Raw genomic sequence first — 13,335 nt, 5'->3', positions numbered from 1 at the left:
TCAGTCATGAGGAACGACGGCGACCGGGCAGCGCCCATGGTGAATGGCGGCCTGCGCCACCGGCCCCAGGTGCGGTGCCAGACCATGACGGTGCCGACGTCGGCCCACCACCAGCAGCGTCGCGCCCTCGGCGGACCGTACGACGGCCTTGGCGGGACTTTCGAGAAGGATGCTGTCGCCCGCCTCCACCCGCGGGTACTTCTCCCGCCACCGGTGCAGCACCTTGCTCACCTCCTCGTGAGCCTCGCGCGTCATCTCCTCGACGACGCCGTGGTCCACGCCCCAAGGCACATGTGCGTGGAGCGGCACACTGCGACCGTGCACGGCCAGGAGAGGTGCGCCTCTGACCGCGGCGGTCCGAAACGCGAATTCGAGCAGGTCGTCGGAGGACCCGTGCAGCTTCAGCGCGACGACCACAGGGCCCGCTGGTACGGGGGGCGCCTTCTGCTCCCGCAGGTCGGCGCGGACCAGCACCACCGGCCGTTCGGCGCGTGCCACGACGGGCATGCTGATGTCGCCCAGGAAATAGCTCTCGACGGACTCCAGCCCGCGGGAACCGAGCACCGTGATCTCCGACTCCGACGCCGCTTGGAGCAGGGCGTTCTGGGCGTCGTCGGCGACCAGGCTCCCGACGACGGACAGGCCCGGGTGACGGGCTTGCAGCTCCGCCTGCGCGGTGTCGACCAGACGCTTCGCCCAATAGTTCTGATCGACTTCGGCGGCGGCCCGGGGCGGCTCCGGCGCCAGCATCGGCCACGCGTGCAGCAGGCGCAGAGGGAGCTCGCGCCTCTCGGCTTCGTCGGCGGCCCAGCGGGCGGCGGCCAGGCTCTCGGGCGATCCGTCCAGGCCTACGGTGACGGCTGGTTGCATGGCGACGGCCTCCATCTCGTAAGAAGCTGGAAATGACGATGAACGAGTCCGCGACCGGAGTTTGGTCACTGCGTCGCCTGCGCACCGGGGAGATGCGTTCTCTCAGGATCACCCCCAATCTCCGCCTGGCGCATGTGGAGCCACGGAGAGGGAGCGGAAGGCACGGAATCCGGCATGACGAGGTGACACGAGCATGACGCTTCCCCTTGTGGTCGGAGTGGACGGATCCGAGACGAGCCTGGACGCGGTCGACCGGGCAGCGGACGAGGCGGTCCTGCACGCGGCGCCGCTCCATCTCCTGCACGCGGTCGCCTACGGGCAGGAAGCGGCCGACGTGATCGGCGCCGCCTCGGCACGGGCCATGAAGACCGCTCCCGCGTTGCGGTTGTCCAGCGAGATCTCGCACAAGGACGCGGCCTCGGCCCTGCTCGAGAAGGGACGCAACGCCTTCGCCCTGGTACTGGGCTCCAGAGGACCCGGGGACTTCGCCGACATGCTCCTGGGTTCGGTCGGCCTCGCCGTGGCGGCACGCGCCGACTGCCCGGTCGTCGTGGTCCGCGGCACCTCGGAGCGTCGCGCACACCGGTTCGGCAGCGTCGTCGTGGGTGTCGAGGACGGGGAGGGCAGTGGCACGGCCGTGGACTTCGCCTTGCGTGAGGCGCATCTGCGGCGCTGTCGGCTCGTGGCGGTGCACGCCTGGAGTACCCCGGCCGGTGCCTGTACGACACCGCGAGCCCCGTCGTGGCTCCTGGAAGCCCATCGGCGTCCGCCGGCCCAGGTACTGGACGACGCACTGCGCGGCTCTGCCCAGAGGTACCGCGACGCCGTGGTGAGCCGACGATCGATCGAGAAACCGGCACGCCCGGTTCTGCTGGAAGCCGCGTCGACGGCCGACCTGCTGGTCGTGGGCGCCCAGCGGCGACTCGGGCATCCGGGTCTGCAGCTGGGCCTGATCAACCACGCGGTGCTGCATCACGCCCCGTGTCCCGTCGCCATCGTCCCCCAGATGTGACCGCCGCAGCAAAAGGCGAGGCATCGACACCTGCTTCCGGGTCGGTCGCAGGTCCTTCAGGGACCTTCGGCTCTGTGATCGAAGACGCCTGCTGTTCGATCGTGGAAGGACCAGAGGGCCGATCGGCATCCGCTGGAGACCGACCAGGCCTTACCTGGACATCTCGCCCGTCCGCTGATGTCACTCCACGCACCACTGGCGTCGCGGCGTTCAGCAGGACGCGGCCCTGCAGGCAAGGAGAAGGCGATGTCGCACACGAGACAGTGGAACGTACGTCTGCACCTCTTCGAGGACGACGGAGCAACGAAGGCACGCGTCGTGCTGGACACCGGCACCACGACGCTCACGGGCCGCGGCACCGCACACTGCAGTCCGGAGGACACGAACGTGCCGGAAATCGGCGACGAGCTCGCGGCGGGCAGGGCCATGGACGACCTCGCCCACCAACTGCTGAACGTCGCCCTGCGGGACGTCGAAGGCATGTCGCCGCACCGACCCATCACACCTGCGCCACTTGGGTGGCCCGCTTGAACCCGGACGGAACAACGCGACAACCCACGATCTCGGGCCCACCCCGTTCAGGTACCGGATGCAGCGTCCCCAGCGTCGTCCGTCCGGTGGCCGAGCCTTCCTGAGACCGATACCACCCCGTCGATGCCACGGCACAGCTGCTCGATGACGGGAATGAGCGTCCTGTGCCCCACGGTGCCGGCAAGGGTGACCCTCCCGTCACGCACCTCCGCGGTCACGTCCCGTGGATCGAGCCCCGATGTGTGCTGCAGAAGGTCCCCGGTGATCTCCTCACGGATGGCCTCGTCACGTCGCAGGAAGATCCGCAGGAGATCACCACGGCTGACGATGCCGACCAGACGGTCCGCCTCGTCCACCACGGGCAGCCGTTTGACGTTCTGGGTCTCCATGAGGCGGGCGGCCTCGGCCACGGTCCACTCCGGACACGCGCACACCGCGGGAGCGGACATCAGTTCCTCGGCCCTCGATCCCTCGGCCTTGGCCCGCTCCCAGGCTTCCAGGCTTCCAGGCTTCCAGGTGCGGAACAGGGGTCCTGCCCGACGGGTCGCTCTGATCGGCACTCTTGCGCAACAGGTCGACCTCGGAGACCACCCCCGCCGGGCGGCCCAGCTTGTCCACCACGGGTACGGCGGTGATGTCGTTCTCCTCCAACAGCCTGACGAGCTCCTTGAACGGCGTGTCAGGCTGCGCCCGAACGACGTCCCGGCTCATGAGCGCCTCGACCGTTCGGTGGTGCATGTCGCCTCCCGGTACGTACCACCCGCTTCGCGGACACGGGAGTGCCGCCCAGGCGGCGCCGTGTCCTGCGTGGCAGGTTGGACACATCACCATTCTTTGGATACATCACCGTTCTGGGGAGCGGGTGGCGATCATGCGAGCTCACCTCGGCGACCAACTCGTCGTCGAAAGCCAGGCGACCGGCGCCACCAGGCGCGACGGCGAGATCGTCGGACTTCACCACGAGGACGGAACGCCCCCGTACGACGTGCGCTGGTCGGACACGGACGAAGTGACGCTCGTCTTTCCCGGACCCGATGCCCACGTCCACCATCTCGAGCATGAACAGCCGATGACCGCACGTGAGGTGAAACCGGGCGCGGGCGAGGCGGGAGACAGTTCCACTGCCACCTCATCCACCCGGGCACCCGATCCTGGGGACATCGGCCGACGCGTGGCCGCCGAACGTCGGAGACAGGGGCTCAGCCGGGAGGAAACAGCCGGCCGGGCCCACATGTCACCGGGCTACCTCGCCTACGTGGAGGAACGGCCCGCCGACCCGAGCCTGGCGACTCTCCTCAGGCTGGCCGACGCGCTGGGCACCACCGTCCCCGCTCTACGCGGTGGAGGCACCGATCTCCCGCCAGGGCAGGGCTACGCACTGCTTCACCCTCAGCTGCGGGACCTGGGCCCGGACGAATGCCGGGCCCTGCTCTCCACGCACGGCGTGGGGCGCGTCTCGGTGTCGGCGCCGGACGGCCGCCCGGCGGTCGTCCCGGTCAATTACGAGGTCGTCGACGACGCCATCGCCTTCCGGACCACCCCCGGCTCCGTGACCGCCGCTGCCGCGGGAGCCGAGGTCGCCTTCGAGGTCGACCACGTGGACGACGCTCTGAGTCAGGGCTGGAGCGTGCTCGCGGTCGGCCTCGCCGACATGGTGACGGACCCCGGGACCGTGGGCAGGCTCGCCCGAAACGCGCACACCACACCCTGGGCGGGCGGTGAGCGCGACATGTGGGTGTCGATCCGGCCCACGAGCCTCACGGGCCGCCGTATCACCCCGGCCGATCAGTAGCCGGTCACGGTTCGGATCCAGGCGAGGAGAGGGACGGGTGGCGGATGTCGGAGTGGATGTGGGAGTGGACAGGCTACGACCCCGCCGCCGAGCGGTTGCGTGAATCGCTCTGCACGCTCGGCAACGGCTACTTCGCCACGCGGGGTGCGCTGCCCGAGTGCCGGGCCGGCCTGGTGCACTACCCGGGAACCTATGTGGCCGGCTGCTACAACCGCCGGGAGTCGACGGTGGCAGGGCGAAAGGTCGTGAACGAGGACCTGGTCAATCTCCCGAACTGGCTGCTTCTCCGGTTCCGTCTGCGCCGCGCCGAGGGCGCGTGGGGATCGTGGTTCTCCCCGAGCAAGCACGTCTTCCTGGACCACCGGCACACGTTGGATCTGCGGCGCGGCACGCTCACCCGGTCCTTCCGGCACGGGGACGGCGAGACCGGCTCGATGAGCGTCGAGCAGACCCGCCTGGTTCACATGGGGGATCCGCATCTGGCCGCCCTGCGGACGGTCTTCACCGCCGAGGACTGGTCGGGGGAGATCGAGATCGAGAGCTCCCTGGACGGCCAGGTGCTCAACGGCAACGTGCACCGGTACCGGGCTCTCGACCGCCGCCATGTGACCCACGTGCGGACGGGCGCGGAAGACCCCCGCACCGTCTGGCTGAGCTGCCGGACCAGCACGTCGGACATCACTGTCGCGCTGGCCGCCCGGACCACTGTCCTCGCCGACCGGTCTCCCGTCTCATCGGTGCTGCGTCCGGCCCGCCACCGGGCCGTGCACCGCTTGATCGTCCCGATCTCCCCGGGCCGGCCGGTGACCGTGGACAAGACCGTGGCAGTGCACACCTCACGGGACCCGGCGATCAGCGATCCGCTGGGCGAAGCGGTGGACCGCGTGTCCACAGCGCCGGGCTTTCCCGACCTGCTCGACTCCCACGTCGCCGCATGGGAACGGCTCTGGCGGCGAACGGACCTGCAGGTGCCCGGCGAGGCAGGCCGCATCCTGCGCTTCCATCTCTTCCACGTCCTCCAGACGCTGTCACCGCACACCGCGGACCTGGACGTGGGCGTCCCCGCCCGTGGACTGCACGGCGAGGCGTACCGGGGCCATGTCTTCTGGGACGAGCTCTTCGTCCTGCCGTACCTCAACCTGCATTTTCCGGAGATCTCGCGGGCCCTGCTCGACTACCGGCACCGACGCCTCCCCCGGGCCTGCGGAGCGGCCGCCACGGCCGGCCGGGCGGGGGCCATGTACCCCTGGCAGAGCGGCAGCGACGGCCGCGAGGAGACCCAGGAGTGGCATCTCAACCCCGCCTCGGGCCGTTGGCTGCCGGACCACTCCCGGCTGCAGCACCACGTGGGCTCGGCGATCGCCTACAACGTGTGGCAGTACTGCGAGGCCACCGGAGACACGGAGTACCTGCACACCAAAGGCGCGGAGATGATGCTGCAGATCGCCCGCTTCTGGGCGGACCTCGCCGTCCTCGACCCCTCGACGGGCCGCTACCGGATCCGTGGCGTCGTCGGTCCCGACGAGTACCACGACAGCTACCCGGGCGCGGTCCGGCCTGGGCTGGACGACAACGCGTACACCAACGTCACGGCCGCCTGGGTCCTCACCCGCACCCTGGAACTCCTGCGGCGCCTTCCTGTGTGGCGCCGCGAGGAACTGTTCTCCCGGGTGCGGCTGGACGCCGACGAACTGCCGAAGTGGGAGGAGGTCTCCCGGCGACTGAACGTGCCGTTCCATCAGGGTGTCATCAGCCAGTTCGGGGGCTACGACGACCTTGCCGAACTGCGCTGGGACGCATACCGCGCCCGGTACGGTGCCATCCGCAGGCTGGACCGGATCCTGGAGGCCGAGGGCGACACGGTCAACCGTTACAAGGCGTCCAAGCAGGCTGATGTCCTCATGCTCGGCTACCTGTTCTCACCCGCCGAACTGGCGGCGCTGTTCCGGCGTCTCGGATACGAGCTGGACGACGACATCTGGCGCAGAACCGTCGACTACTACCTGCGGCGCACCAGCCACGGATCCACCCTCAGTGAACTCGTGCACGGACTGGTCCTCGCCAAGGCCAGACGGGCCGACGCATGGCAGTACGTCCACGAGGCCCTGGAGGCCGACATCGCCGACATCCAGGGCGGGACCACCGGCGAGGGCATCCACCTGGGGGCCATGGCCGGCACCCTCGACCTGGTCCAGCGCGGCCTCACGGGGCTGGAAACACGCGAGGACGCCCTGTGGCTGGACCCGGTCCCGCTCCCGGCGCTCTCCGAGTACGGCTTTACGCTGCGCTATCGCGGTCACTGGGGCATCGGCGTACGGCGCCGGAACGGGCGGCTGGAGATCAGCGTGCCCGACTCGGAGGAATCAGCCATTCGCGTGATGCTGGCCGATCGCGCGGTGACCATCGCGCCCGGGGAAACCTGTTCACTCGTGGTGCCGGACAGTGATTCCCGGTGACGTCGCGGGCCCTGCCGACGCGACGGCCCCGACGGATCGACTCCAGATCGCTCCCTCGCGTTGCGCCTGGCTCCCGCACCGCCCGGTTGATGCTGGGACTGTCGACGTGCGGCGCGGTTCGGCGAGCCCGTGCATGACGGCCTCGGTCCGGTCCGGGACGAAGGCCGGGACCACCACCGTGCCGCCGGCGGCGAGCGTACGGTTCAGCACGCCGATGGCCCGAACGGCGCGAGCCGGGTGAACCGGCGGTGGTGACCTGCGAGTGGCGGGCGTACCTCCTCTCAGGGGTTCCGCTGTCATGGGCGAACCCCGGGACGATCCCGGTCACCGCCCGGCGTCGTCAAGCGCCTGCCGGCCGCGAGGCGCGGCTCGGGGGCTGGTCGGGCGTGGGAGCCGGTACACGGTTCAGACGGAGCGCCATCACCGGACACGCGGCGACCGCGCGTCGGGCGTGGGACAGCAGGTCCGGCGGGACCGCGGAGTCCCGGAGCACGGGGTAGCCCCATTCGTCCGAGCCGATCAGTTCGGGCAGCAGTCCGGCGCAGAGTCCGTGGCCGTCACAGGCGGCGAAGTCGACGGCCAGGACGTGGATCCGGGTGAGGGTCATCGCCAATCGCCCTCCTCCGGAGGCCGGGCGGCGGGCACCGGCAGGACGAGAGGGGCGAACGCGGCTCCGCACGGTCCGGTGTGCACATGCCGGTGGACGTCGTCGGCGAAGACCCGCAGCGCCGAGGCGGCCAGCCGCGCCGCGCCGTCGGGATGGCTGCACGCGCCGCGTCGCGGGAGCAGTCCGAGGCGGTGGTGCAGCCGGTTCAGCAGCCGACCGTCGGCGCGGCCCCGGGCGAGCGCGGCGAAGTCCTCGGCGACGGACGGCAGGCCGAAGCGGCACGGCCCGCACTGGCGGGCGCTCTGCGCGGCCAGGCAGCCCGGCGCGGCTGCCGTCTCGGCCAGTCCGCAGGCGTCTTCGGGCAGCGCCACCAGGACACCCGCGCCGCGTTCCGGCGCCGCGGTGCTCAGCGGCACCGGAAGCCGGCTGCCGAAGAAGCCGCCCGCGAGCACGGCGCCGAGCCGTCCCTGCGGGCAGCCGGCCCGGCTGAGTGCCGCCGTCACCGTGCTTCCCGCCCGGATCGGCCGGTGGGCCCCTCTCTGTGGACCGTTCGGCCCTGCCGTCCGGCGTGGTGCGCGCGGTTGCATGGATACGCGGAGACACTGCCGCGCCCGGAGGCGTGGCATGTGCGGAGACGTCGGAGGGCCGCTGCCGTGTCGCACACGAGAGACACCGGAGACGGACAGGCACCACCGCGGGCCCGGGATGTCCGTCGGCTGCTCGAACCGGCGCTGCTGGCCGTGACGGCGGTCGCCCTGGTGAGCGGGGGAATCTCCTGGGCGGCCGGGAACCAGGGCGTCGCCGACGTCTGCTGGGCGGCCGGCACGGTCCTGGCCGTCTTTCCCGCCGTGGCATGGGTCGTGGCCGCGTTGCGGAAGGGACGGGCCGGCGTCGATCTGATCGCCGTGCTGGCGCTGGTCGGTACCCTCGCGGTGGGCGAGTACCTGGCGGGGGCGCTGATCGCGTTGATGCTGGCGACCGGTCGGGCGCTGGACGCCGCGGCCGAGCGCCGCGCCTCCCACGACCTGCGGGCCCTGCTGGAGCACGCCCCCCGCTCGGCCCGCCGCCGGACCGGCCGGAAGGTCTCCGTGGTCCCGCTCGCCGATGTCGTCGTCGGCGACGTGCTCGTGGTCGGCCCCGGAGACGTGGTCCCGGTCGACGGCAGCGTCCTGGCCGGTACGGCGGAACTCGACGAGTCCGTGCTGACCGGCGAGTCGGTCCAGGTCGAGCGCGGCACGCACGAGCCCGTACGCAGTGGCGTCGTCAACGCGGGCGGTGTCTTCGAACTCCGGGCGAGCGCCACAGCGCAGGACAGCACGTACGCGGAGATCGTACGGATGGCTCAGCACGCGGCCGCGGAGCGGGCACCGACCGTGCGGCTGGCCGAGCGCTACGCGGCGTGGTTCCTGCCCCTGTCCCTCGGGATGGCCGGCCTCGCCTGGCTGCTGAGCGGATCCGCCGAACGCGCGGTCGCCGTCCTCGTCGTGGCGACACCCTGCCCGCTGCTGCTCGCCGCCCCGGTCGCCGTCGTCTCCGGACTGTCGAGGGCGGCCCGTCGCGGTGTCATCGTCCGGGACGGCGGGGCGCTGGAGCGGCTGGGCCGGGCGCGCACCCTGGTGATCGACAAGACCGGCACCCTGACCGCGGGCCGACCGCGCGTCCTGGCGGTCGCCGCCGCCCCCGGGCGCTCCCCGTCCGAGGTGCTGCGGCTGGCCGCCTCACTCGACCAGGTCTCGGCGCATGTGCTGGCCGACGCGATCGTCCGCGAGGCACGCGTCCGCAACCTCACGCTGTCCGTGCCCGCCGACGTCACGGAGGAACCCGGGCGCGGACCCGTCGGCACCGTGGACGGCCTCCGCCTCGCCGTCGGCAGGTCCGGCCTCTCCCCGGCGGCACTCCCCGACTGGGCCCATGCCGTGGACAACCGCGCCGTTCTCGACGGGGCCGCCGTCGCCTGGCTCACCGTCGACGACGCCCTCACCGGTGCCGTCCTGCTCCAGGACCCGCTGCGCCACGACGCGCCACGCACCGTCCGCAGGCTGCGGTCGGCCGGGCTGACCCGGCTGCTGATGCTCACCGGCGACCGTGCGGAGCCCGCCCGAGAGGTGGGAGCGGTGCTCGGCCTCGACGACGTCCGGGCCGGTCAGCTTCCCGCCGACAAAGTGGGGGCGGTACGGGCCGAACGCTCACGAGCCGTCACCGTCATGGTCGGCGACGGCGTCAACGACGCACCCGCCCTGGCCGCCGCCGACATCGGCGTGGCCATGGGCGCCCGCGGCTCCACCGCGACCTCCGAAGCCGCCGACATCATCCTCACGACCGACCGGGTGGACCGGCTCGCCGACGCCATGGAGATCGCCGTCAGGGCCCGCCGGATCGCGGTCCAGAGCGCTGCGGGCGGGATGGCGCTGTCGCTGGTCGCCATGATCGCGGCCCTCCTGGGATGGCTGCCGCCCGCCGTCGGAGCCCTTCTCCAGGAAGCCATCGACGTCGCCGTCATCCTCAACGCCCTGCGCGCGTTGCTGCCGGCTCGCGGCACCCGTACCGCTCTCGAACCGGACGCCGAGGACCTCATCCACCGCTTCGCGGCCGAACACGACGATCTCAGGGACACCCTGGACGCCATCCGTGAAGCCGCCGGCCTGCTCTCCACGCGGGACGGTCCGGGATCACTGGCCGCCGTGCGCCACGTCGACCACCTGCTCACCACCCGGCTGCTCCCGCACGAACTCGCGGAGGAGCATCAGCTCTACCCCGCGCTGAACAGACAACTCGGCGGACCGGGAACGACCGAAACCATGAGCCGCGCCCACATCGAGATCGCCCGCCTGTCCCGCCGCGTCACGACCCACCTGCGCATGGCGGACGAGTCGGGCGGACTGAGGCCGGAACAGATCGACGACCTGCGCGCCTGCCTGTACGGGCTCCATTCCGTTCTCCGGCTGCACTTCAGCCAGGAGGAGGAGAGCTACTTCTCGCTCGCTCCCTGATCCGGAACACCTGGGCCCCGACGATCGTCTGCGGGCTGGAGATCCAGTCCGCGCGCCTACGGTCCGGCCAGCCCCCAACTCCCCATGGAGAAAGCCCGCATGAGTCTCACTGTTGTCAACGGACTGCCCGCGCACATCTTGTTCGTGCACTTCGTCATCGTGCTCGTGCCTCTGAGCGCCCTGGCACTCATAGCGTGCGCGGTGTGGCCCGGCGCGGCCCGGCGGCTCGGTCTGATCCTGCCCGTCCTGACGCTCGTGACGTTGGCGACCGTGCCGGTGTCCACACCCCGGGCGCCGTGAGCGCCAGGCGCGCGACCTTCCCCACCGTCGGTCACCTCGCCGCCTGTGTCCGCCGGATCGTCCACAACGCGACCGAGGTCCGCCATCCGGAGCTTCTCCGGCCGGTGCGACTGAGGTCGGCCGAAGCCGCTGATCTCCGTCAGGCGCGATGGGCGCCTTCGGCCCGTACGGGCTCTTGCCACCTCACCGGCTGATCCACTCACGTCACAGAGGGCGGAGCAGGCAGCCGGAACGCGCGGGCAGCGACTTGCGGACAACGACACAAGCCCGGGAAATCAGCCAGAGAACCGGGGCCCGGTCCGGGGGACACACGTCAACGACGTCCCCGGTGTCACGCGGGCACCGGCCTCAGCCCGCGAGAACCCGGTCCGGTGCCGGGCACCGGATCCGACAGCGGGCCGACACGGCATGCGCTGTGGGGACGGACCACGCCCCCGGTGCACTTCGCCGCCCGACACCGCCCCTCCGGTCGCATGCTCCCCGCAGCCGGCTACCCCGGGAGCTCCGTGCGCTCCCACCACTCGTAGACCGGCAACTGACCCTGCCCGGTCCCCTGCTGCCGCGTCGTGGCCCGGAAGTGCTCGTACCCTCCACGGAACGGCACTTTGATGTCGAGGCCGGGCGCCGGAACCGAGACGATCCGCTCAGGAAGATCGTCAGGGCCACCCTCGAGAACTGCTTTTGTCGCGTCGGTCACGACCAGATCTTCTCTTCCCACGCCGGACCGCACCCCCGCGACGCGCCGAGGCTCGCTCCGGCCGTTCGCGTGGCGGGCGATCCGGATCCGCGAGAAACGGGGGGTGCCCTTCCCGTCCAGCCATGCCGTGGCCGGGTCGCGGACGCCGTGAGCCTCGGCGGTCCGTTCGGACCCGGCGCTCGTGGGCGCTCTCTACTTCACCGGCAGCGGGACCTGCCAGTCGACCAAGGCACCACCGGTGGCCGAAGCGGAGAGTTCCAGACGCCCGCCGAGCTGCTCGGCCCGCTCGGCCATGTTGCGCAGTCCGCTGCGACGGCCGTCCGCCGGAAGGCCCACCCCGTCGTCGGAGACCTTCAGACGTACCTCACGACCGTCGGTCGTCAGCACCACGTCGGCCCGGCTCGCGTGGGAGTGCCGGGCGATGTTGGCCAGAGCCTCGACGAGCACGGCCACGACATGGCCGGCGATCTCGCGCGGAACGTCGGTGTCGAGGAGACCCTCCATACGCACGCTGGGCGCGAAGCCCAGTCCCGGCCTGGCCTCGTCGGCGGCCTTGGCGACCTTGGCCCGCAGTCCGCTCCCGGTCGCGTCGTTCTCACGGGCCCGAAGGCCGAAGATGGCCGACCTGATGATCTTAATGGTCTCGTCCAGGTCGTCCACGGCCCGCAGCACCCGCTCGGAAGCCTCGGGGTGGGTGATGAAGCGGCCCGCGCTCTGCAACGTCATCCCGGTGGCGAACAGCCGTTGGATGGCCAGGTCGTGCAGGTCACGGGCGATCCGGTCGCGGTCCTGCAGCACGGCGATCTGCTCGGCGTCCAGACGCCGCTCGGCCAGTTCCATGGCGATCGCGGCCTGCACGGCGAATCCCTGCAGCATCGCGGTCTCCGTGCCGGAGAAGACCGGTCGGCCGGTCTCGCGGGCCAGCAGTACCACCCCTCGTACGTCACCGGCACGGGTGACGATAGGGACGGCCACCGCTGGACCCAGCCCCTGGAAGCGCGGTGGTTCGGGGGAGATCCGCTCGTCCTGGGTGACGTCGTCGCTGTTGACCGGGGCAGCGGTGGAGAAGGCCAGTCCCACCAAGGTTTCCTTCAGAGGCAGCACCAGTCCCCGGTGCTCTTCCGCGTCCACCCCGACGGCGATCTCCACGCTGAGCGACCTGCCGCCCTCGACGGGCATCGCGACCGCCGCCAGGGCCGAGCAGGAGATGTCCCGGGCGTGTTCGGCGATCAGGTTCAGCACCTCGGCGCGTTCGCTTCCGGACATCAGCCGGTGGCTGATCTCCACGTTGGCCTTCAGCCAGCGCTCGCGGAGCCGGGAGTACTCGTACAGGCGGGCATTGTCGATCGCCACGCCGACTGCCACGGCCAGCGTGGACAGCAACGACTCGTCCTCCCCGTCGAACTGCGCCCCGCCCCGCTTCTCGGTCAGATACAGGTTGCCGAAGACCTTGCCGCGTACGCGGATCGGAACACCCAGGAAGCTGTTCATCGGCGGATGGCCGGCCGGGAAGCCGTAGGACGCCGAGTGCTGCGAGAGCTTCTCCAGACGCAGGGGGTCGGGGTGGCGGATCAGCTCGCCGAGAATGCCGTGCCCCTCCGGGAGGGAGCCGATGTCGGAGATCTGCTGCTCGCTTACTCCGATGGTGTGGAACGCCGACAGGCTCATACCGTCGGATCCGATGACACCGAGCGCGGCGTACTTGGCGTCGACCAACGTCGCGGCCGCCTCGACGATCGAGCGCAGGACCTGTTCCAGGTCCAGTTCCCGGCCGACGGCCAGGACGGCTTCGAGCAGGCTCTGTACCCGGTCACGTGTGCTCCGGGCCGCGTCCAGCCTGGCCTGCAGTTCCTCCAACAACTCGTCCGGGGTTCCCACGTTGTTCCTCCCGGCTTCTCTGTGCGTCCCGGTCGGCGAACGGGCCCGCGCGCAAGGGGACGTCATCACGGTAGCCCTCCCCGACCTGAGCCGGTAAGCCGAAGAACCGGCTGTGCCGGTGACCGCCGTCCGGCTGCACGCACCAGGGCCGTCAGTCCCGGGAAAGGGCTGGACGGCCCCTGCCACCGCCTGACGCCGGGGA

At 71.1% G+C, this 13,335-nt stretch carries 11 protein-coding genes and 1 pseudogene; 6 read left to right on the top strand and 6 right to left on the bottom strand.

All coding sequences use genetic code 11. The annotated features are described in order from the left end of the window. A complete protein-coding gene (locus tag ACFYW7_RS26785; RefSeq protein ID WP_389506726.1) occupies positions 1-870 on the bottom strand; it encodes a universal stress protein in 870 nt (289 codons plus the stop codon). A gap of 193 nt (positions 871-1,063) precedes the next feature. Here ACFYW7_RS26785 and ACFYW7_RS26780 point away from each other — a divergent pair, with 193 nt between their 5' ends. After that, positions 1,064-1,882, top strand: a complete 819-nt coding sequence (locus ACFYW7_RS26780) for a universal stress protein (RefSeq protein ID WP_389506724.1) — start codon at positions 1,064-1,066, stop codon at positions 1,880-1,882. A gap of 246 nt (positions 1,883-2,128) precedes the next feature. Continuing rightward, positions 2,129-2,413: a DUF1876 domain-containing protein gene (locus tag ACFYW7_RS26775; RefSeq protein WP_389506722.1), complete on the top strand. Its 285-nt coding sequence runs from the start codon at positions 2,129-2,131 to the stop codon at positions 2,411-2,413. A gap of 47 nt (positions 2,414-2,460) precedes the next feature. On the opposite strand, the pseudogene ACFYW7_RS26770 reads toward ACFYW7_RS26775, so the two are convergent. Next, positions 2,461-3,151 (bottom strand): annotated as a pseudogene (locus ACFYW7_RS26770) (CBS domain-containing protein). Positions 3,152-3,284: 133 nt separating this feature from the next. Here ACFYW7_RS26770 and ACFYW7_RS26765 point away from each other — a divergent pair. Both ACFYW7_RS26765 and ACFYW7_RS26760 read left to right on the top strand, forming a co-directional pair. Next, positions 3,285-4,205, top strand: coding sequence for a DUF1918 domain-containing protein (locus tag ACFYW7_RS26765; protein ID WP_389506720.1), 921 nt, complete (start codon positions 3,285-3,287; stop codon positions 4,203-4,205). 44 nt (positions 4,206-4,249) lie between these two features. Then, entirely contained in the window at positions 4,250-6,661 is a 2,412-nt protein-coding gene (locus ACFYW7_RS26760) for a glycoside hydrolase family 65 protein (protein ID WP_389506718.1), read from the top strand. A gap of 340 nt (positions 6,662-7,001) precedes the next feature. Here the strand turns inward: ACFYW7_RS26760 and ACFYW7_RS26755 are convergent, their stop codons facing one another. Together ACFYW7_RS26755 and ACFYW7_RS26750 are read right to left on the bottom strand one after the other, a co-directional pair. Continuing rightward, positions 7,002-7,268, bottom strand: a complete 267-nt coding sequence (locus ACFYW7_RS26755; protein ID WP_389506716.1) for a ferredoxin — start codon at positions 7,266-7,268, stop codon at positions 7,002-7,004. Continuing rightward, positions 7,265-7,771: an NADH-ubiquinone oxidoreductase-F iron-sulfur binding region domain-containing protein gene (locus ACFYW7_RS26750; RefSeq protein ID WP_389506714.1), complete on the bottom strand. Its 507-nt coding sequence runs from the start codon at positions 7,769-7,771 to the stop codon at positions 7,265-7,267. The genes ACFYW7_RS26755 and ACFYW7_RS26750 overlap by 4 nt, the downstream gene beginning before the upstream one ends. Before the next feature lie 213 nt (positions 7,772-7,984). Between ACFYW7_RS26750 and ACFYW7_RS26745 the strand changes: the two genes are divergently transcribed. After that, complete coding sequence (locus tag ACFYW7_RS26745) at positions 7,985-10,258, top strand: heavy metal translocating P-type ATPase (RefSeq protein WP_389507233.1); 2,274 nt, start codon at positions 7,985-7,987, stop codon at positions 10,256-10,258. A gap of 99 nt (positions 10,259-10,357) precedes the next feature. Then, positions 10,358-10,558 (top strand): hypothetical protein, encoded by a 201-nt coding sequence (locus ACFYW7_RS26740; RefSeq protein WP_389506712.1) that lies wholly within the window; start codon positions 10,358-10,360, stop codon positions 10,556-10,558. Between the two features lie 490 nt (positions 10,559-11,048). Here the strand turns inward: ACFYW7_RS26740 and ACFYW7_RS26735 are convergent, their stop codons facing one another. Both ACFYW7_RS26735 and ACFYW7_RS26730 read right to left on the bottom strand, forming a co-directional pair. Then, entirely contained in the window at positions 11,049-11,255 is a 207-nt protein-coding gene (locus ACFYW7_RS26735) for a DUF5988 family protein (RefSeq protein ID WP_389506710.1), read from the bottom strand. Between the two features lie 192 nt (positions 11,256-11,447). After that, positions 11,448-13,199: a GAF domain-containing protein gene (locus tag ACFYW7_RS26730; protein ID WP_389507231.1), complete on the bottom strand. Its 1,752-nt coding sequence runs from the start codon at positions 13,197-13,199 to the stop codon at positions 11,448-11,450. Positions 13,200-13,335 lie beyond the last annotated feature (136 nt).

The organism is Streptomyces sp. NPDC002580, assembly GCF_042889485.1.
Taxonomy (GTDB): Bacteria; Actinomycetota; Actinomycetes; order Streptomycetales; family Streptomycetaceae; genus Streptomyces.
The sequence above is the reverse complement of the archived record's forward strand: the minus strand, read 5'-3'. Positions and strand labels throughout refer to the sequence as shown.

What these genes read in the sequence shown, in the direction of transcription:
- ACFYW7_RS26785 (WP_389506726.1), bottom strand. Translation starts at nt 870, where the DNA reads ATGCAACCAGCCGTCACCGTAGGCCTGGACGGATCGCCCGAGAGCCTG.
- ACFYW7_RS26780 (WP_389506724.1), top strand. Translation starts at nt 1,064, where the DNA reads ATGACGCTTCCCCTTGTGGTCGGAGTGGACGGATCCGAGACGAGCCTG.
- ACFYW7_RS26775 (WP_389506722.1), top strand. Translation starts at nt 2,129, where the DNA reads ATGTCGCACACGAGACAGTGGAACGTACGTCTGCACCTCTTCGAGGAC.
- ACFYW7_RS26765 (WP_389506720.1), top strand. Translation starts at nt 3,285, where the DNA reads ATGCGAGCTCACCTCGGCGACCAACTCGTCGTCGAAAGCCAGGCGACC.
- ACFYW7_RS26760 (WP_389506718.1), top strand. Translation starts at nt 4,250, where the DNA reads ATGTCGGAGTGGATGTGGGAGTGGACAGGCTACGACCCCGCCGCCGAG.
- ACFYW7_RS26755 (WP_389506716.1), bottom strand. Translation starts at nt 7,268, where the DNA reads ATGACCCTCACCCGGATCCACGTCCTGGCCGTCGACTTCGCCGCCTGT.
- ACFYW7_RS26740 (WP_389506712.1), top strand. Translation starts at nt 10,358, where the DNA reads ATGAGTCTCACTGTTGTCAACGGACTGCCCGCGCACATCTTGTTCGTG.
- ACFYW7_RS26730 (WP_389507231.1), bottom strand. Translation starts at nt 13,199, where the DNA reads ATGACGTCCCCTTGCGCGCGGGCCCGTTCGCCGACCGGGACGCACAGA.